At 69.7% G+C, this 18,980-nt stretch carries 9 protein-coding genes; 8 read left to right on the forward strand and 1 reads right to left on the reverse strand.

Annotation, left to right across the window (positions count from 1 at the left end):
* Positions 1–3: 3 nt before the first annotated feature.
* Positions 4–678 (reverse strand): HAD family hydrolase, encoded by a 675-nt coding sequence (locus AC1DXV_RS02735; RefSeq protein ID WP_477932360.1) that lies wholly within the window; start codon positions 676–678, stop codon positions 4–6.
* On the opposite strand from AC1DXV_RS02735, the gene AC1DXV_RS02740 reads away from it, so the two are divergent.
* From AC1DXV_RS02740 to AC1DXV_RS02775, 8 genes are all read left to right on the forward strand, one after another.
* Entirely contained in the window at positions 653–976 is a 324-nt protein-coding gene (locus AC1DXV_RS02740; protein ID WP_477932362.1) for a hypothetical protein, read from the forward strand. The two genes, AC1DXV_RS02735 and AC1DXV_RS02740, sit on opposite strands and share 26 nt — an antisense overlap.
* A gap of 143 nt (positions 977–1,119) precedes the next feature.
* Complete coding sequence (locus tag AC1DXV_RS02745) at positions 1,120–4,782, forward strand: IPT/TIG domain-containing protein (protein ID WP_477867596.1); 3,663 nt, start codon at positions 1,120–1,122, stop codon at positions 4,780–4,782.
* A gap of 77 nt (positions 4,783–4,859) precedes the next feature.
* Positions 4,860–6,380 carry a hypothetical protein gene (locus AC1DXV_RS02750; protein WP_477867598.1) on the forward strand — a complete coding sequence of 507 codons (1,521 nt, stop codon included), beginning with the start codon at positions 4,860–4,862 and terminating at the stop codon, positions 6,378–6,380.
* Between the two features lie 60 nt (positions 6,381–6,440).
* Entirely contained in the window at positions 6,441–12,737 is a 6,297-nt protein-coding gene (locus AC1DXV_RS02755) for an Ig-like domain-containing protein (protein WP_477932364.1), read from the forward strand.
* Positions 12,738–12,838: 101 nt separating this feature from the next.
* Positions 12,839–17,515 carry an RHS repeat-associated core domain-containing protein gene (locus tag AC1DXV_RS02760; RefSeq protein ID WP_477932366.1) on the forward strand — a complete coding sequence of 1,559 codons (4,677 nt, stop codon included), beginning with the start codon at positions 12,839–12,841 and terminating at the stop codon, positions 17,513–17,515.
* Positions 17,493–17,891 (forward strand): hypothetical protein, encoded by a 399-nt coding sequence (locus AC1DXV_RS02765; protein WP_477865867.1) that lies wholly within the window; start codon positions 17,493–17,495, stop codon positions 17,889–17,891. The genes AC1DXV_RS02760 and AC1DXV_RS02765 overlap by 23 nt, the downstream gene beginning before the upstream one ends.
* Positions 17,888–18,358 carry an SMI1/KNR4 family protein gene (locus AC1DXV_RS02770; protein WP_477865868.1) on the forward strand — a complete coding sequence of 157 codons (471 nt, stop codon included), beginning with the start codon at positions 17,888–17,890 and terminating at the stop codon, positions 18,356–18,358. Before AC1DXV_RS02765 ends, AC1DXV_RS02770 begins: the two co-directional genes overlap by 4 nt.
* A gap of 25 nt (positions 18,359–18,383) precedes the next feature.
* On the forward strand, positions 18,384–18,959 hold the full coding sequence (locus AC1DXV_RS02775) for a glutaredoxin family protein (protein WP_477932368.1): 576 nt from the start codon (positions 18,384–18,386) through the stop codon (positions 18,957–18,959).
* The last annotated feature ends 21 nt before the right edge of the window (positions 18,960–18,980 follow it).

Here is an 18,980-nt window from a genome sequence, read left to right on the forward strand (position 1 = left end):
CGCCTAAAGCCCGGGCAGGGTGTTCCTGGGGGCGGGCGGGAACCAGGCGTCGAGGTGCTGCAGTGCGTCGGCGAGCGAGGCCAGTTGCTGCAGCGAGCTCGCCGCATCGGGCGTCTTCAGGTCGGGCACGGTCACCACCTGCAGGCCGGCGGCGCGCGCGGCGGCGCTGCCGTGGTCGCTGTCCTCGAAGGCGAGCGAGCTGTGCGGGTCGAGGCCGGCGCGTTGGGCGGCGAGCAGGTAGACGGCCGGGTCGGGTTTGCCGCGCGGCACCTCGTCGCCGCCGGCCACCGCGCGAAAGAAGCCATCGATGCCGGCCACCGCGAGGCGGCGCCGCACTTCGGCCACCTGCGTCGACGAGGCCACCGCGCACGGCACGCCGCGCTGCCGCAGCGCCTGCAGCAGCACCATCGCGCCGGGCTTCAGCGCGAACACGGTGCCGGCCTCGGGCGCGAGCCGCCGCGCCGCATCGCGCTGCACGCGTTCGTAGGCCTGCGTGCTGCCGAGCAGCGCGGTGAGCCGTGCGGTCGATTCGGCATGGGCCAGCCCGATCACGCCGATGTAGTCGGCCTCGTGCAGCAGCACGTCGAGCGCGCGCGCCGACGCGAGCCATGCCTGCATGATGGTGCGTTCGGAATCGAGCAGCAGCCCGTCCATGTCGAAGATGGCGGCGGTGAACATGGGCGCGATTCTGTCGTCGGGCCGCGCGCGGTACTACAACGGTGCGACTCCTTCACCCCCCAAGTTCGTGGGAGATGACTTAAGAAATAAAGATGGCATCACCCCCTGGCGAAAGTCGGATGGCGTGGCTAGACTCGGCTTCGAATTCTGGGAGGAGTTCCAAATGGTCCAACTGCTGAAAGCATGTGTGCCGTATCAACACGGCACCGCGAAGACCTCACGCATCGTCGCCCGACGATGTCATTCCCGCGCTGCCACGCCCTGCTGGCACCGCGTCTTGCCGCCACTGATCGGCTAGCGACAGTCCCCGACCCGCACCTGTCTCCCGCTGCCTGAAAAGGCGGCCCGAGTCCGGCTCTGCCGTGCCTGGCGCATGGCGATGCCGCAGTCCGTCTCCTGTCGCCGCTTCAACCGATGTCCTCCCTTCGCGGACCCGAGCCCATGACGCTTCCTGCCTGCCTGCGCGCCAGACTCGCCTTCTCAGCCGTCGTCCTCACGGTGGCCGGGCTGTTGCCGCTGGCCGCGTCCGCGCAGACCGCGGTGTCCGGCGCGATCGGCGGCGACACGCGCTGGAGCGCGGCCGACAGCCCCTACCTGCTGAGCGGCGAGGTCGTGGTGCAGGGCGGCGCAACGCTCAGCATCGATCCCGGCGTCACCGTCTACATGGCAGCCGGTGCGCGGCTCACGGTTCAAGCGGGCACGGTGCGCGCGATCGGCACCGCGGCACTGCCGATCCGTGTGCTGTCGGACAAGACGCGCCAGGCCCAGGCCGCCGCGCCCGGCGACTGGGACCAGTGGGTGTTCGGCAGCGGCACCACCAGCAACACGCGGCTCGAGCAGATGGTGTTCGAGCATGGCAAGGGCCTCGCGATCCGCGGCGCCGCGCCGGTGCTGAACTACGTCGACATCCGCAACCAGCAGGGCGCGGCCATCACGGTCGACCTGGCGGCCTCGCCCAGTGGCGTCGGCAACCGCGCCAGCGGCAATGCGCTGAACGGCATCGCGGTGCCGGCCGGCGACGTCACCGGCAGCGTGCGCTGGGGCCTGCGCGGCATCCCCTACGTGATCACCGCCGGCTCGGTGTCGGTCGGTGCCAGCCCGTCGCTCAGCAGCGTGTCGCCCGCGACGGTGGAGCAGGGCCAGACCGTCACGCTGACGGTGAACGGCTCGCGCCTCACCGGCCTCGGCAGCGCAGCGTTCGACCGTGCCGGCCTGACGCTGACGCCGTTCAGCGGTGGGTCGTCCTCGCAGCTCTTCATGCAGCTGAAGGTGGATGCGGCTGCCACGCCCGGCGCCGCGGGCCTGCGCTTGCAGGTCGACGCGGGCGAGGTGCTGCTCGCCAACGCGATCCATGTGACGGCTCCGATGCCGGCCATCACGGCCCTCGACCCGGCCACGGTGCTGGCCGGTGCCGGCGCCACCGAGATCACCGTGACGGGCCGCAACTTCGCATCCAGCTCCGAGCTCACCTTCAATTCCGCCTCGGTGCCGACGGTCGTCGTCAGCAGCACGCAACTGCGCGGCACGCTGCCCGGCCAGCCCTCGCCAGTGACGCTGCAGGCCCAGGTGCGCACGCCCGATGCGGCGCACCCGGGCCAGTACCTGCTGTCGAACGCCGTCGCGCTGCCGGTGCAGGCGCCGGTGCCCCCGATCGTGGCCATCGAGCCGACGCCGATCGCGCTGCCGCCGGATGGCAAGGCTCGCGACATCACGATCCGCCTGTCCAAGGCCGACTACCGCGACAACACGCTGAACCTCTCGGTCTCGGACACCAGCAAGGCGACCGTCACGCCGGCCAGCCTCGTGATCCCGGCCGGCCAGACCAGCGCGAAGATCACCATCGTGCCCAAGCTGACCGGCACCGTCACGCTGACGGCCGACTCGACCACGCTGGCGCGCATCAGCGTGCCGCTGTTCATCACCGCCGATTTCCGCGGCGCCAACACCGCCTACGCGTCGCCCGTCGGCGTGGTCGTGCAGTCGAACGCGCCGGCCGCCACGCGCCAGGTCACCGCCGTCAACGCGGTGGTCGGCGTGGCGGTGGGCGGCGTGCTGTCGCAAGTGGCCCCGCGCTCGTGGGCCGTCGGCAGCAGCACCGAGATCGCGATCACCGGCGCCGCCATCCCGGCCGGCGCGCAGGTGAGCGTGCTGCCGGCCACCGGCATCACGCTCGGCCCGGTCACGCTCAATGCCCAGTCCAGCGAACTGCGCGTCACGCTGACGACAGCAGCCGATGCGCCGATCGGCGCGCGCAAGCTGGTGGTGCGCGATGCGGCCGGCAAGGAACTCGTGTTCGCCAACCCCGCCGTGTCGGTGGTGCAACTGATGACCGGCCTGCCGTCCATCGAATCGATCGAGCCGATCTTCGGCAGCCGCGGCCAGCTGGTGAAACTGCTGGTGCATGGACGCCACCTGCAGCAGGGCCAGGTGCGCCTCGTGCCCGACACCGGCGTGCATCCGGACGTGTCGCCGGTTGTCAGCGCTGACGGCCGCACGCTGTCCGCACCGCTGCAGATCGATGCCGATGCGCCCACCGGCAACCGGCTGCTGCAGGTCGTCACGCCGTCCGGCACCACCAGCGCGACACTGTCGCCGGCCAACAGCTTCACGGTGGCCTCCACGGTGCGCGAGACGGTGACGCCGGTGGCCTCGCGCCTGGTCGGCGTCGTCGTCGGCACGGCCACCTCGCCGGTCGAGCCGGTGCAGCGCCAGCCGGTCTCGACGCTGGTCGGCGTGCTGCTCGGCACCGGCATCACCGAGGTGCGCCCGAACATCGGCGTGGTCGGCACCACCACCACCGTCACCGTGCGCGGCGCCGGCCTGCAGGCGGTCAGCGGCGTCAGCGTGACGCCGGCCACCGGCGTCACGGTGGGCACGCCGACCGTCAATGGCGACGGCACGCAGCTGAACGTGGACATCACGGTCGACGCCGCTGCGGCGCTCGGCGCACGCCGCCTGGCGCTGACGGCTGCCGGCAAGCCGGTGACCTTCTCGCGCCCCGGCGACGCCAGCTTCCTCGTCTCGGCGCCGGTGCCCGAGCTGACGGCCGTCGCGCCGCAGGTGCTGCTGGCCGGGCAGGGCGCCGTCACGCTGACGGTGCGCGGGCGCAACTTCACCAACGTGTCGGCGGTGCGCATCGAGCCGCCGCAAAGCGTGCTGGCCGGGCCGTTCCAGGTCAACGCCGAAGGCACGCTGCTGACTTTCAACGCGACGGTGGCCGCCGGTGCCGCATCGGGCAGCCGCGCGGTTGTCGTGACGACGGCGGCCGGTGAGTCCACGTCCACCGTGCAGCCGGGCAACATCGTGCGCATCGCGACACAGGTGGGTCCGACCTACGCCGGTGTGCTGTCACAGCCGGTCGGCGTGCTGGTCGGCAGCGGCGTCACGGTGCCGCCGGATCCGGTCAGCCGCCTGATCGGTGCGCCGCACGTCGGCGTGGTGGTGGGCAGTGCGACGCCCGCACCGCAAAGCGTCGCCGGCACGGCCGCCAGCAAGGCCGTCGGCGTGGTGGTCGGCACGGTCGCGCAGGCGATCAGCCCGACCGGCTGGTTGCAGGGCGGTTCCGGCACGGTGACGATCGACGGACGCGGGCTCGACACGGTGACCACGGTCACGGCGACACCGGCCACCGGCCTGCTGCTCGGCGCCCCGGTGGTCAACGGCGACGGCAGCCAACTGAGCCTGACGCTGTCGGTCGCGCCGGATGCGCCGCTCGGCCTGCGCTGGCTGCGGCTGGGCACGGCCGCCGGCCGCACGGTCACCTTCGCCAACCCGGCGCTCGCGGCCTTCGGCATCGGCAGCCTGCCGACCATGACCTCGGTCTCGCCGATCGTCTTCGAGCAAGGCAAGGGCGCGACGCTGCTCATCCGCGGCAGCAACCTGAAGAACGTGGTGCGCGTCGTCTTCGCGCCGGGCAGCGGCCTGCGCCCGACCAGCGACATCGCGTGGTCGCAGGACGCGCTGGGCGAACTGCTCAGCGTGGCCGTCACCGTCGACGCCGCGGCCCCGCTGGGCAACCGCGTCGTGCGCCTCGAGGTGTACGGCGGCCTCACGTCGGCCGACCCGAGCCCCGCCAACACCATCAACGTGGTCGCCCCGCAGTGACCGAGCCTGGAGCACCCATGTCCCTCTTCTTCCTTCCTTCACGTCCTGTCGTCCACCCTGCTACGAGGAGCCCCTCCATGACACTTTCCACCTTCAAGCCCCAGGCGGCCTTCGTGCTGGCGGCGCTGGCGGCAGCCTCGGCGCAGGCGGCCTTCAACAGCGGCAGCACCGGTGCCGACGGCTCACTGAACCCGACCGTCAACACCGAGATCCAGCTGCCCGAGTCGGGCATCCTGAACTACACGACGGTCAACATCCCGAGCGGCGTGACGGTCAAGTTCAAGAAGAACACCGCCAACACGCCGGTGTTCATCCTGGCCAGCGGCAATGTGACGATCGCCGGGACGATCGACATCCGCGGCACCGATGCGACGTCGACCGGCACCTATGGCGATGGCTTGCAGGGCGACGATGCCATCCCGGGCGTCGGCGGGCCGGGCGGCTACGACGGCGGCCGTGGCGGGCGCGACGACACGCAGCAGCGGGCGGAGATCGTGCGCGGCGGCAGTGGCCTGGGCCCGGGCGGCGGGCCGGGGGGCGTCGAAGGCCCGGACGGCTGCAACGCGATGGGCCAGTACCACTACATCGGCATCGGGGGCGGGTATGCCACCAAGGCCTACCAGTCCTGGGGCGCGAGCTACTACTGCGACATCAACTCCATCACGATCGTCGGCAAGACCTATGGGTCGCCGTTGCTGCAGCCTCTGCTCGGCGGCTCCGGCGGTGGCGGCGGCCGAGGCGGTACGGCCTTCCCGGGCGCCGGCGGCGGCGGTGGCGGCGGCGCCATCCTGATCGCATCGTCGGGCGTGCTGCAGGTGACCGGCACCATCAATGCGCGCGGCGGCGACGGCGGCGGGCTCGCGGGGACCGGCGCGGGCGGCAACGGCGCGGGTGGTTCGGGCGGTGGCATCCGGTTGGTCGCCACGACCGTGTCGGGCAACGGCAGCCTGCTGGCCGAAGGAGGTTGCATCAACAACAGCAACCAGCCGCGGCAGAACTGCGGAGCGGTTGGCGGCGGGGTTTTCGGCGGTTCGGTGGGCCGCGTGCGCATCGAAGGCGAGGCCATCACCTACTCCGGCGCGGCCACCCCGGCCTTCGTCGCCGACGTCCCCGGCCCGGTCTTCATCGCCGAGGCCCCGAGCCTGCGCATCGCCTCGGTCGCCGGCACCGCCGTGCCGGCCAACCCGACCGGCAATGCCGACGTGACGCTGCCGGCCACCACCACCGGCCCGATCGACGTCGTGTTCCAGACCGTCAACGTGCCGGTCGGCAACACCGTGCTGCTGCGCATCGTGCCGGCCTACGGCCAGCCGACCGAGGCGCTGAGCCCGGCCATCACCGGCAGCACCGGCAGCGGCAACGCGTCGGTGTCGGTGACGCTGCCGTCGGGCCCGAGCACGCTGCAGGCGACCACCACCTACACCGTGGTCGTGGCCGGCACGCTCGACCTGTCGCGCTTCGCGCACAACGAGCAGGTCGAGAAGGTGGAGGTCACGGTGTCGATGGTCGGCGAGGCGACCGCCCGGCTGCTGACCGCCAGCGGCAAGGCCTACGACGTTCCGTACGCCGCGCTGCGCGCCGCCGGCTTCCGCGGCTGACGGCAGGCTCCCGGCACGACCCGCCCGCACGAATCACCTACTGGTTTGCACAGGACCATGATGACGACAGAGGTCAACCCCACCGTGCGGCGCGTGCTCGCCACGCTGACGGCCGTCGCGTTGGCGGCCAGTGCGGTCTCGACGCGATCGGCCGAGCTGATCGTCGACGACGGTGTCGTCATCAAGTTCGGCGGCGACGCGCAGCTGGTGCTGCGCGACAAGCTGACGGCCGGCAAGGGGGTGGTGCTGACCAGCCAGAAGGACGATGCCAACGGCGGGCAGACCAACGGGGCGGCGCAGGTGCCGGCGGCCGGCGACTGGCGCGGGCTGCGCTTCGAGAAATCCGCCGCCGCCTTCGGCAGCCTGTCGCTGAGCGACTGGACGGTGCGCTACGCCGGCGGCGGCGATGCCGGCGCGGCGGTGACGCTGCGCGGCTTCGGCCCCGGTCTCGAATACCTGCAGGTGATGGACGGCACGACMGGCCTGCGCCTGGTCGACGGTGCATCGCCGGCCATCACCGGCTCCAGCTTCCTGCGCAACGCGATCGGGCTGGACGCCGACGGCAACAGCGCGCCCGTCATCGGCAGCACGCAGTTCGCCGGCAACACCACGCAGGCGATCCTGAACCGCACGCCGGCCACGCTGATCCAGGCCAGCGGCAACTGGTGGGGCCACCCGAGCGGCCCGAAGGACACCGCGGGCAACCCGCAAGGGCAGGGCGATGCCGTGTCTGCCGGTGTCAACTACGGCAACTTCCTGGCGCTCGCGCCGCTGATCGCGCCTTCTGTGCGGCTGGCGAGCCCGTTGCCCTTCTACGAAGGCCGCACCGTCACGCTCGACGTGGCCTGCATCAACGCCACCGAATTCCGCATCGCCGAAGGCACGGCCTTCGCCGGGACCTCGTTCCAATCGCTTGCCAACGGCCGCGCGACTGTCGACTTCACGCTGTCCGAGGGCGACGGCCGGAAGCCGGTCAGCGTGCAGTTCCGCAACGCGGCGGGCACCGTGACCACCGCCTCGCTGTCTGGCGGCGTGCTGGTCGACACGCAGGCGCCGGTGCTGTCGATCAACAACCCGGCCCCTGGCAGCATCGTCAGCGGCCCCATCACCGTCGAGGCGAGTGCGAGCGATGCCTCCGGCGTGGCCAGCGTGCGCTTCTACCTCGACGAGCAACTCGTCGCGACGCGCACCGCCACCCCGTACAGCTACGCCTGGAACACCGACGCCAGCACCGACGGCAACCACAGCTTCCGCGTCGTCGCGCTCGACCAGGCCGGCCGCAGCGCCGAGCTGAGCCGCGCGGTGACGCTGTCGCGCGCACCGGTCCAGCCCGACCTCGAAGGTCCGCAGCTGGCCGCCGTCGCGGCCGGCGGCAGCCCGCTCGCCAATGGCGCGAGCTTCGCGCGCAACACCACCATCACCTTCAGCGCCAGCGACCGCAGCGGCATCTCGCGCATCGAGCTGCTGCTCGACGGCGCGATGGTCGCCACCGCCAGCGGCTCGGGCAGCTACAGCGTGCCGTTCAGCCTGGCCAGCGTCGCCAACGGCGCCCACACGCTGGGCATCCGCGCCACCGATTCGCTGGGCAACGTCAGCACGTCGAACTACAGCGTGACGGTCGCGCATGCGGTGCCCGATGCGCCGTTGCTCGCCGGCCCGGCCAATGGCAGCACGACGCGCAGCGCCGATGCCGTCGTCAGCGGCACGGCCGCCGCGGGCGCCAGCGTGCAGCTGACGCTGAACGGCCAGCCGGCCGGCGCCGCCTTCGCCGCCGGCAGCGACGGGCGCTTCAGCGGCCCGCTGACGCTGGTCGCCGGCAGCAACCAGATCCGCGCCACCGCGACCGATCAATGGGGCACCAGCACGCCGTCCGCGGCCTTGACGGTGACGCTGGACGTCACCGTGCCGGCCAGCCCGGCCAACCTGACGGCGCTCGCGCAACCGCAGGGCAAGGTGCGCCTGTCGTGGACGCGCTCGACCGACCCGAATGCGACCGGCTACGACCTGTACCGCGCCGCCAACGCCTTCACCGGCATCGGCGAGGCGGTCAAGGTGAACGCGAACCTGCTGGCCGCGACCACGGTCGACGACCTGCCGGTGCAGGACGGCACGTGGTACTACCGCGTCGTCGCAGTCAACGCCGCCGGCACGCCGTCGCTGCCGACGAACCAGGTTCAGGCGCTGTCCGACAGCACCGCGCCGAAGGCCGTCTCCATCGTCTACACCCCGCTCGGCAAGGTCGATGCCGCCACCGGCCGCATCGGCCAGGGCCGCGTCAACCTGGTGGTCACCGTCACCGAGGCCTTGCAGGCCACGCCGTACCTGTCGATCGTGCCGCAGGGCGGCACGCCGCTGCCGGTGGAACTGGCGAAGACCGGCGACAAGACCTACGCCGGCAGCATCGTCGTCGACGCGAACACCGCGTCGGGCGTCGCCAACGCGCTGTTCTCGGCGCGCGACCTGGTCGGCAACCGCGGCACCGACGTCGATGCCGGCGCGACGCTGCGCATCGACACCGAAGGCCCGGCGCTGTCAGGCATCGTGCTGACGCCGTCGTCGCCGATCAAGAACGACGGCGCCCCGGTGCTGCAGGCCAGCTTCAGCTTCAGCAAGGCGCCGAAGAACGGCGCGACCCCGCAAGTGAGCTATCTGCTGTCGGGCCCAGTGCGCTCGCCGATCGCGGTGGGTGCGCTGACGCAGCTCAACGCGACCACCTGGCAGGCCGCCTTCACGCTGCCGTCCGACGGCGGCCAGGCTGGGCCGGAGACGCTGGTCTTCAGCAGCCAGGCGATCGACGACCTCGACAACGTGTCGAACAAGGTCACGGCCTTCAACCGCTTCCAGGTCTACCAGGGCAACCTGCCGCCGCTGAACGTGCCCTTCGGCTTCACGGCCAAGGCGCAGCCGGGTGGCAAGGTCAAGCTGAACTGGCAGGCGGTCGATGGCGCGGCCAGCTACCAGCTGTACCGCCAGGGCCCGGGCCAGGCCGAACTGCAGCCGCTGGTGCGTGCCGGCGGGGTCGACCTCATCGACCAGACACCGCAGGACGGCACGTACCGCTACGCCGTGGCTTCGGTGCGCCAGTCCAACGGCCAGGAGTCGGTGTCGGGCCAGAGCGCCGCCGTCGACGTGGTGACCAGCGCGACCGCGCCGGGCGCGCCGCAGAACCTGGCGCTGCAGCTCACCGGCCAGGGCATCTACGCCAGCTGGCAGCCGCCGCTTGCGAGCACGGTGGACTACTACAACCTGTACCGCGCCTCGGGCACCAGCATCGGCAGCATCGAGGGCCTGGTGCCGCTGAAGACGCGCATCAAGAACCCGGTGACCTACGACACCAGCCCGTCGCCGTCGCAAGGTGCCTATGTCGTGACCGCGGTCGACGCGGCCGGCAACGAATCGGCGATCTCGAACTCGGCCTACCTGAACGCCAGCCTGCTGCCGGTGCGCGACCTGAAGGTCGAGCAACTGGGCAACGAGCTGCCGGTGCTGAGCTGGAACGCGCCGAACGGCAGCGTCGCCGGCTACCACGTGTACGTGGGCCCGGATGCGAGCCGCGTGCGCCTGACGAGCAGCCCGACCACCGCCACGCGCTTCACCGACACCGGCTACACCAGCGGCGAGCGTCGCTACACCGTGGCCACGGTCGATGCCAACGGCGTCGAGCTGCCGCGCGTCGTGCTGCTGCCGGCCGTCACGGCGCAGGTGGCTGGCGGGCTGCCGGTCAAGCGCGGTGTGATGAACAAGCTGCAGGTGCAGGTGGCCAACACCTCGGCCGGCGTGCTGGCGGGCGTGCGTGCCGTGGTGCGCGTGCCGGTCAACAAGGACTCGACACAGTTCAAGGACCACAAGTCCGAGCTGTTCTCGCTGGCCGCCAACGAGACGCGCCTGGTGCCGGTGATCGTCGGCGGCTATGGCGACATGCCGTCTCTGGCAGCCGGCCAGGTGGGCGTCGAGATCGCGCCGGAGGACGGCGAGGTGGTCAAGCTGAGCCGCAACGAGAGCCTGGACGTCATCGATGGCAGCCTGGTGGTCGGCATGGCGACCGAGGAGTTCACGCGCGGCGGCACCGGCAAGCTGCGCCTGACGATCGAGAACACCAGCGAGGTCGACATCGAGCTGCTGACCGCCACCAACGGCGGCAACAACGACTCGTCCGAGCTGCGCTTCAAGATCGTCGACGGCGACGGCAACGTGCTGGCGACGCAGGCCTACAAGCAGGCGCTGGGCGCCAACGTGCTGACGCTGACCAGCGGCCTGACGGTGGCGCGCATCGCGGCGGGCTCGAGCTACACCTCGGACAGCTTCAGCCTGAACGTGCCGGGCGGCAGCCCGAACAACATCGCGGTGCGGCTGGAGGTCGACAAGCTGCGCTACCACACCGGCCAGGAAGACGAAGTCAGCATCGCCGGCCGCGGCACCGAGAAGGGTGTGTCGCTGCTCGACACCGCCTACTACGGCGAGGTGAGCGACGTCAGCCCGATCAGCTCGTTCGGCGACCAGGACATCACCATCACCGGCCGCGCGCTCGACCGCCGCGGCAACGTGCCGCTGCCCAACACGCGCCTGAAGCTGGTGCTGAACCAGCAAGGCTTCGAGCGGGTGTTCAGCGTGCTGACCGATGGCAGCGGGCAGTTCGCCTACGTCTTCAAGCCGACGCTGACCGACTCCGGGCTGTACAAGGTGTCGGCGGTGCATCCGGAGATCACCGACCGGCCGGAGCAGAAGGCCTTCACGATCAACCGCGTGACGGTCGGCCCGACGCCGTACAAGCTGGACGTGCCGCGCGGCTATGCCTTCAGCATCCCGTTCTTCGCGCAGGCCGGGCCGGGCACCTCGGCGGCCAACCTGCGGCTGACGCTCGATGCGGCGAGCCAGCCGACCGGCCAGCTGCCGGCGGGCATCACGGTGCAGCTGCCGTCGCCGGTGACGCTGGCCGAACGCCAGCGTCTGAACGTGCCGGTGAGCTTCGTTGCCAACAACGACGCGCAGCCGAGCGGTTCGCTGATCTTCAACGTGGTCAGCGACGAGCACCCGCTGTCGTCGATCGGCCAGGTGACGGTGAACTACACGCTGTCCGAGGCCAAGCCCTTCCTGACCGCGAGCCCGAGCTTCGTCGAGACCGGGCTGGCGCAGGGCGGCAGCGAGACCGAATCGGTGCTGGTCGAGAACAAGGGCCTGCAGGAGGCGCTGAACCTGCGCTTCACGCTCACCAGGCCCGATGGCTCGGCGGCACCGGGCTGGGTGTCGATCGCCAGCCGCGCCGACGGCACGATGGCGGTGGGCGACAAGCGCTCGGTCGACATCGCGTTCACGCCGCCGGCCACGCTGGCCGAGGGCGTGTACGAGTTCCGGCTGAACGTGCAGGGCGACAACGTCGCGACGCAATCGCTGAACGTCTATGCCAGCGTCACGCAGAGCGGGCAGGGCAACGTGCTGTTCAAGGCGGCCGACCTCTACACCGCCACCGTCGACAAGCAGGGCCACCTGATCCCGGGCCTGGCGGGCGCGCGCATCACGGTGCAGAACGAGGACGTGGTGACGGTCACGCAGGAGCTGCTGACCGATGCGGTCGGCGAGGCGCTGTTCCAGAACCTGCCGGCGGGCCGCTACAAGTTCCGCGCGACGGCGGCCAACCACCAGGAGATCGGCGGGCGGTTGATCGTCAAGCCGGGCATCACGTTCAACCAGTCGGTCTTCCTCGACTACAACCTGATCACGGTCGAGTGGAGCGTGCGCGAGATCACCATCCAGGACCGCTACGACATCACGCTGAACGCGACCTTCGAGACCGATGTTCCGGCCGCGGTGGTGGTGCTGCAGCCGGCCAGCGTGAACCTGCCGAAGATGAACGCTGGCGACGTGTACTACGGCGAGCTGAGCCTGACCAACTTCGGGCTGGTGCGCGCCGACAGCGTGGTGCGCACCTTGCCGGCCAGCGACGCCTTCTTCCGCTACGAGTTCCTGGTCGACGTGCCGACCTCGCTCGAGGCCAAGCAGCGCGTGACCATCCCGTACCGCGTGGTGGCGCTGCAGCCGCTGGACCAGGCGGCGAGCAGCGGCACGGCCAGCGGCGGAGGGTGCTACAGCTACAGCACGCAGTTCTCGGTGGCGTGCAAGTTCCAGTGCGCCAACGGGCAGCAATCCAGCTGCGGCTCCGCGATGTCGTGGTTCTCGGTCAGCAACAGCTCGTGCCCGGCCGGTGGCGGTGGGGGTGGGGGCGGCGGTGGTGGTGGCGGCGGGGGCGGCGGAGGGGGTGGCGGCGGCTGGGGTGGCGCCGGAGCCAGCACGCCGATCAAGATGAAGGGCAAGAAGTGCGTGTTTGTTCCCAAGGGAGGGACGCAGCAATGCAACGGATGACGGGCAGTCGCATGAACCACCATGCATCGGGTGCAGGGATGTGGGGGTCATTCGCAGCGTTGTGCCGGTGGCTGGCACGCAGCAGTGGCGGCGCAGCCATGGTGCTGCTGCTCGTCGGTGGCGCCGGTGCGGCCAAGGCCGAAGACTCCACGAATGGGCTGATCGTCACGGCGCCCAATGGCTACGCCAACCTCAGTGTCGAGGATCTGCAGGTGCGCAGCACCGTCGGATCGGTGCGCTGGGTGCGATCCTGGAACGGCCAGGAGTGGAAATTCAATCCCCAGTGGGAAAGCCTGTCGCAGAGCTGGAACAACCTGACCGGCAGCCAGACCCAGGACTCCAGCCCCAATCTTTCCTCCGGCAGCAGCGGCGCCTCGGGAGTGGTCCTCGACACGCCGGCACCGCGCGGGACCGTCAGCATGAGTGGCGGCGGTGGGGACGGCTGTTGGGTCTGGGTGGACGAGGACTGGCAGCCGACGTATGCGGCGATCGAGGTCAGCACGGGTCTTCGCGACGCGGGTCCGATGATCCCGCTGCGCAGCACGCCGTTCAACCGCGTGATGGGTGACGCGAGCAGCGACTACGCCGCTGCGGTGCGCGTGAGTGTGGACTTTGCCAGCCTGTGCGCGGGCAGCAGCGCTGCCAGCGGCGCCGTGTCGATGGAGGGCGTGCGGCGGATCAACGAACTGCATCTAGGCGAGAACGGTCGCTACGCCTTCAACAACCGCACGGTGCTCGAGAAGCGGGCCGTCCTTCAGCAGGCACCCGCCTCGGTGGGCGCCCTGGCCAGTGGTCGTATCGCACTGGCGGCTGTCTCCAACGACAAGGGCTTCCGCTGGATCGACCGCTCCGGTGCATGGATCGACTACAACACGCAAGGCCAGGTGGTGGCCTACGGCGACCGCAACAACAACACCGTCTGGCTGGTGCGCGACGCCGGCGGCACGCTGCGGGGCGTGGTCGACGCCAATGGGCGGGTGCTGTTCACGCTGCACTACACCGGTCAGCTGGTCACCGAGTTGCGCGACTATCCGATCGCCGGCGTGGTGCAGGAACTGCCATCGCGCTCCGTCAAGTACGCCTACGACGAGCGCAACCGGCTGACGCAGGTCACTGACGTGCGGGGCAATGTCCTCAAGTACGACTACGACATCGCCAACCACGTCGTCAAGATCACGGACCAGGAAGGGCGCGTCGAGCAGCTCATCTACGCTGGCGAGGTCGTCAAGAGACGCACGGCGCCGGACGGCGGCGTCACCGACTACGAGTTCGACTACGACGACACCAACAAGCAGTTCGTCAGCAAGATCACCGGGCCGGAGACCGCCGCGGGCCGGCGCGTCGAGGACGTCACGCAGAACCGCGTCGGCCAGCTGGTGCGCCGCAGCTTCAACGGACAGACAAGCGCGGAAGCCCGCTACGACACGGGCACCCGCTCGGAGAGCGTGACCGACGCGCGGGGCTCGAGCACGCGCACCACGCGCAACGAATTCGGCCAGCCCGTCGAGGTCGTCAATCCAGACGGCAGCGTGGTCAAGTACGGCTATTCCGCACTGAACCTCACGCGAACCGAAAAGACTGACGAGGCCGGCACCAGGACGGAATACCAGCGTGATGCGCGCGGCAACCTGCTTAAGACCACGCTTGCGGCCGCGACACTCGACGAGAGCGTCATCGAGTACGAACGCAGCGCCCTGGGCCAGACGACCAAGGTCACGCGCAAGGGGCGCACCGAATCCGATGGAACCGTCACGGCCGATTCGGTCTGGTCCGCCGAGTTCGACCCGCAAGGGCAGTTGCGAAAGAACACCGATCCCGAGGGACATGTCACCAGTTTCGTGTTCGATCGGCGAGGCCACCTTGCGCAGGTGATCGACGCCCTCGGCCGCGTGATGGCGTACGAGACCGACGCCGCCGGGAATCTCGTCAGGGCCACCGATGCGGCCGGTCAGCAGTACACCTATGCCTACGACAAGGTCGGCAACCTGACGGAGCAGACCGACGCGCGAGGCAAGGCGCTGCGCATCGGCTACGACGCCATGAACCGCCCGCAGTCGGCCACCAACACCGCGGGTGGAACGGCTCGGATCGAGTACGACCTGCAGGGCCGGCCGACACGCGTCAGCGACGAGGACGGCCAAAGCATCGAACTGGAGTTCGACGCGCTGCTGCGGCTTGTCCGGGTCACCGATGGCCGCGGCAATGCGGCCGACCTGAGCTATCAGATCCCGGACGGCAGCCAAGGCGGCCGGCTGGGCAGCCTGGACCAGCCCACACAGGTCAAGCTGCCCACATTCACCAGCGACACGCGGTTCGACTTGCTGGGCCGTCCGACCAACCAGTCATTCCTGCACACCAACTCCGCCGGGCCGGAGCAGTCCACCGGCAGCCGCAGCTACGACAAGGGTGGACGCATCGTCAGCGAGACCGATGCTTACGGGAAGACGCGGCAGTACACCTACAACACCCTCGGCAAGTTGCTGACGGCCAAGGACGCGCTGGGAGCGACCACGCGTGCCGCCTATGACGTGCGCGGCAACCTCATCCGGCTGACCGACGCGTCCGGCAACGCGACCGTCTTCGAGTACGACCGCAACGATCGGCTGATCCGGGAAACCCTGCCGCTCGGCCAGGTCACGCGGTTCGTTCGTGATGAGGTCGGCAACGTGCGTCAGCGTGTCGATGGGCTGGGCAACACCGACGAGTACACCTACGACGGTCTTGACCGCATCACGCAGATCCTGCGCAAGGGTGCTGACGGTCGCCTGCTGCGCACGGTCGCCTACACGTGGCTGGGCAACAAGCTCGTGGCCTGGAGCGAGACCGATGCCACGCTTCCGTCCGGACAACAGGTCGTGCGCGCGAGCCTCGGCTATGACGATGGCGGCCGCAAGATCTCGGAAGCCGTGACCTACCCGACGCCCGGCGGCGGGGACTACACCCTCAGCTACGGCTACACCTACAGCGCGGCCGGCAGGAAGACCCAGCTGACCTGGGCGGACGGCACCACGATCGGCTACGGTTACAGCAGCCACGGCGAACTGGAGGAAGTGACCGTTCCGGGCGAGGGCAGCATCAGCGTCAACCAGTTCCGCTGGACGGCGCCTGCGCAGGTCACGCTGCCGGGCGGCACCGTGCAGAACAAGACGTACGACGGTCTTCTGAATCTGCAGACGAATGCCACGCGCACGCCGGGCCAGCAGACCACGCTGAGCCTGCAGAACAGCTTCGGGAAACAGCTCGAGCTCAAGCAGGTGGAGCGCACCGATGCCGACGGTGGCGCCAGCTCCACGGTGAGCCACACCTACGTCTATGACGACGAAGGCCGCCTGACCCAGGACAGCCGGGACGCGGGCGGTTCTGCGGGCAAGACCACCGAGAGTTTTGCCCTCGATGCGCTGGCGAACCGAACCGCGCACTCGGCCGTGGCCGGTGCGTGGACCTACGACGCCAACCACCGCCTCGTGCAACGCGGCGATGCCGCGCAGTATGGCTACGACGACGCCGGCAATTTGATCCGCAAGGTGCAGAGCGGGCGGGCCACGAACTACCGCTACGACAGCAGCAATCGGCTGGTCGAGGTGCGGGACGAGGCCAACCGCCTGGTCGCGCGCTACGGGTATGACGCCTTCGGCCGCCGCGTCTGGAAGGAACAATTCCGCGCGCTCGACGGAACCCCTCTCGCCCCGGCGCGGCGCAGCTACTACCTCCATGCGGACGAAGGGCTGATTGCCGAAGCGACGCAGGACATCGTGCTCGGCTCGGACGAGAGTGTGAGCGCCAGCGCGGCGCCGCAGATCCGCACGCAGTACGGACCGCGCCCCGATGCGCTCTTCGGCACCGGCCTGCTCTTCATCAAGACACGGGACAGCAACGGCGATGCCATGGTGGCGTACTACCACCATGACCACCTGAACACGCCGATCCAGGCGACGGACAAGACCGGGCGGGTTGTCTGGTCCGCAAGCTATGACGCGTTCGGCCGTGCCAGCATCACCACGCCGGCCGCCACCGTCGAGCGGCCGACCATCGAGTCGAACCTGCGGCTGGCCGGCCAGTACTTCGACGCCGAGACGGGGCTGCACTACAACCGCCATCGCTACTACGACGTCGAATCGGGGCGCTACATCCAGCGCGACCCGATCGGGTTGGATGGGGGGCTGAACCCCTACGTCTACATCGGTGGCAATCCTCTGCAACTGATCGATCCGTATGGGCTGAGCGCGCTCGGCAACGTGCTCGGAAGCGTCGGCGGCGTCGGCGGACGGATCGGCGGGGCGGTGGTTGGCGAGGCCATCTTCCCTCCGGGTGGAGGTGTCATCGGCGGCATTGCCGGCGGCTATGCCGGACGGGCCGCCGGGATGGCGCTGGGCAACTGGCTCGACTCGATACTGTTCAAGGACCCCACGCCGGCCAAGGACGACGACAAGGAGAAGGAAGAGGAGGCCGATGCCGAGGCGTCCGAAGGCGGGGCCTCGTGTCCCGCACCCGGAAGCAAGATCCCGAACGACAAGCTGACCGCACCGCCTCGAAAACGAGGTGATCCGCCCAAAGGTGATGACGGCCATTCCGTGGAACTCCATCACCGCGGACAGAAGCCCGACAGCCCGCTCGACGAAATGACGCGGACGGAGCATCGCGGCAAGGGCAACTTCGGCAAGAACCACTCCAACACGGGCCAATCGCCTTCGGAGGTCGATCATGGAAGTGCATGGGACAAGCAAAGATTCGAGTACTGGGCCAGGGAGTGGGACAGTGGTCGCTTCGAAGGGCTTTGAACGCAGGTTCGCCGACGCGCAGGGGCGATGTGCCGTCCTGGTCGAGGACGACGGGCGGGTGGCGTATGCGTACCTGCTCGATCCCGATGGGGTGGTTTGTGGGGACGTGTGGCTCTACAACCGCTGCGAGGCGCCGCTGGAACCGGAGTGGAGAAACCGCGGCCTGGCGCCTTTCGCCAACCCGGTCGGCTATGCCGTCGCCGCGCCGTTGTTCCCGTTGCCGCAGACGGGCAACGAGATCCAGGTCGAGTGGAGCGGCGACCACGCGGACGTCACGGTGGACGGGACGCGCATTGCTCGCCTGGCGCAGGGGCTTCGTCCCGGGTTCTCGATTCAAGCCCTGAAAGACGGGCCACTGGCAAAGGTATTGAAATGACACTCCGCACTGTCCTGGAACAGGTCGCATCGAAGCTCGACGGACGGCAGGCGACGCAGGCCGAACTGGCGCAACTCAAGGCGCAAGTTCCCGCGCACCTCCTGCCTGATTGGCTGGTCGCGGCGATGGCCGACTACCGGCTGATCGGAAGCTACCTCGAATTGGGGGTGCAGGCCGACGAGTCGGGGCGCGGTGTCTCCTTCGAGTGGCTGACACCCAAGAGCATCGTCGAGGAGATGCAGGATCTCGAGCCGGGATTGACCGTTGCCAGCAAGGGATTCCTTCCCATCGGCGCCTGCGAGTCCGGCTCGGGCAACCCCTACTTCCTCGATCTGCGCGGGGCCGGCGACGACCCGCCCGTGGTTCGCGTGCGTCATGACCTTGCCGGCCGCGGCGACTACCCGCAAGAGGGGTTGCAACGGGTTGCGCCGTCGCTGAGTCGCTTCTTGTCGCAGGCACTGGCCTGACCGAAAGGCAAGGACCGATGCCGCCATGAGCAACTTCTTTGACATTCCGAGCCTGGTGCGGGCCAAGCTGCGCGAAGCGCGACTGGCACGCACGGCTGCGGCCGCCATCCTCTTCTTGCCAGCCCTCTGCCACGCCGTGGACACCGGCAGCACCGCCTACCGCAGCGGCAAGGCGGCGGCCTACGTCGTCGGCGGCCTGTTGCTGTTCTTCCTCGCCCGCCGACTGCTCGGCGGCCTGGCCTGGGCGCGCTGGCTGATCGTGCCGGCCATCGCCATCGCGTTGTTCCGCCTGCACCCGTTCGGCGGCGGTGCCGGCAGCGACGACCTCGACAGCGACCAGGTCCGCAAGCTGGCCGCCACCGTGCGTGCCGACGAGGTCGTCATGTACTCGACCACCGAATGCGTCTACTGCGCCCAGGCCAAGGGCTGGCTGGCCCAGAACGGCTTCGCCTTCACCGAATGCAACATGAGCCTCAGCCCGGCCTGCGTGCAGGACTTCACCCGCTACGGCGGCACCGGCACGCCCTACCTGGTGGTGCGCGGCCACCACATGAAGGACGGCTTCGACTCCGACCAGTTCCTGGCCCTGCTGAGCCCCTGACGGCCCGGCTCCCCACGCCCA

This window comes from Rhizobacter sp. P3_C12 (genome assembly GCF_056402735.1).

Coding starts and splice junctions, on each gene's coding strand:
- AC1DXV_RS02740 (WP_477932362.1), top strand. CDS start 653: ATGTCGAAGATGGCGGCGGTGAACATGGGCGCGATTCTGTCGTCGGGC.
- AC1DXV_RS02735 (WP_477932360.1), bottom strand. CDS start 678: ATGTTCACCGCCGCCATCTTCGACATGGACGGGCTGCTGCTCGATTCC.
- AC1DXV_RS02745 (WP_477867596.1), top strand. CDS start 1,120: ATGACGCTTCCTGCCTGCCTGCGCGCCAGACTCGCCTTCTCAGCCGTC.
- AC1DXV_RS02750 (WP_477867598.1), top strand. CDS start 4,860: ATGACACTTTCCACCTTCAAGCCCCAGGCGGCCTTCGTGCTGGCGGCG.
- AC1DXV_RS02770 (WP_477865868.1), top strand. CDS start 17,888: ATGACACTCCGCACTGTCCTGGAACAGGTCGCATCGAAGCTCGACGGA.
- AC1DXV_RS02775 (WP_477932368.1), top strand. CDS start 18,384: ATGAGCAACTTCTTTGACATTCCGAGCCTGGTGCGGGCCAAGCTGCGC.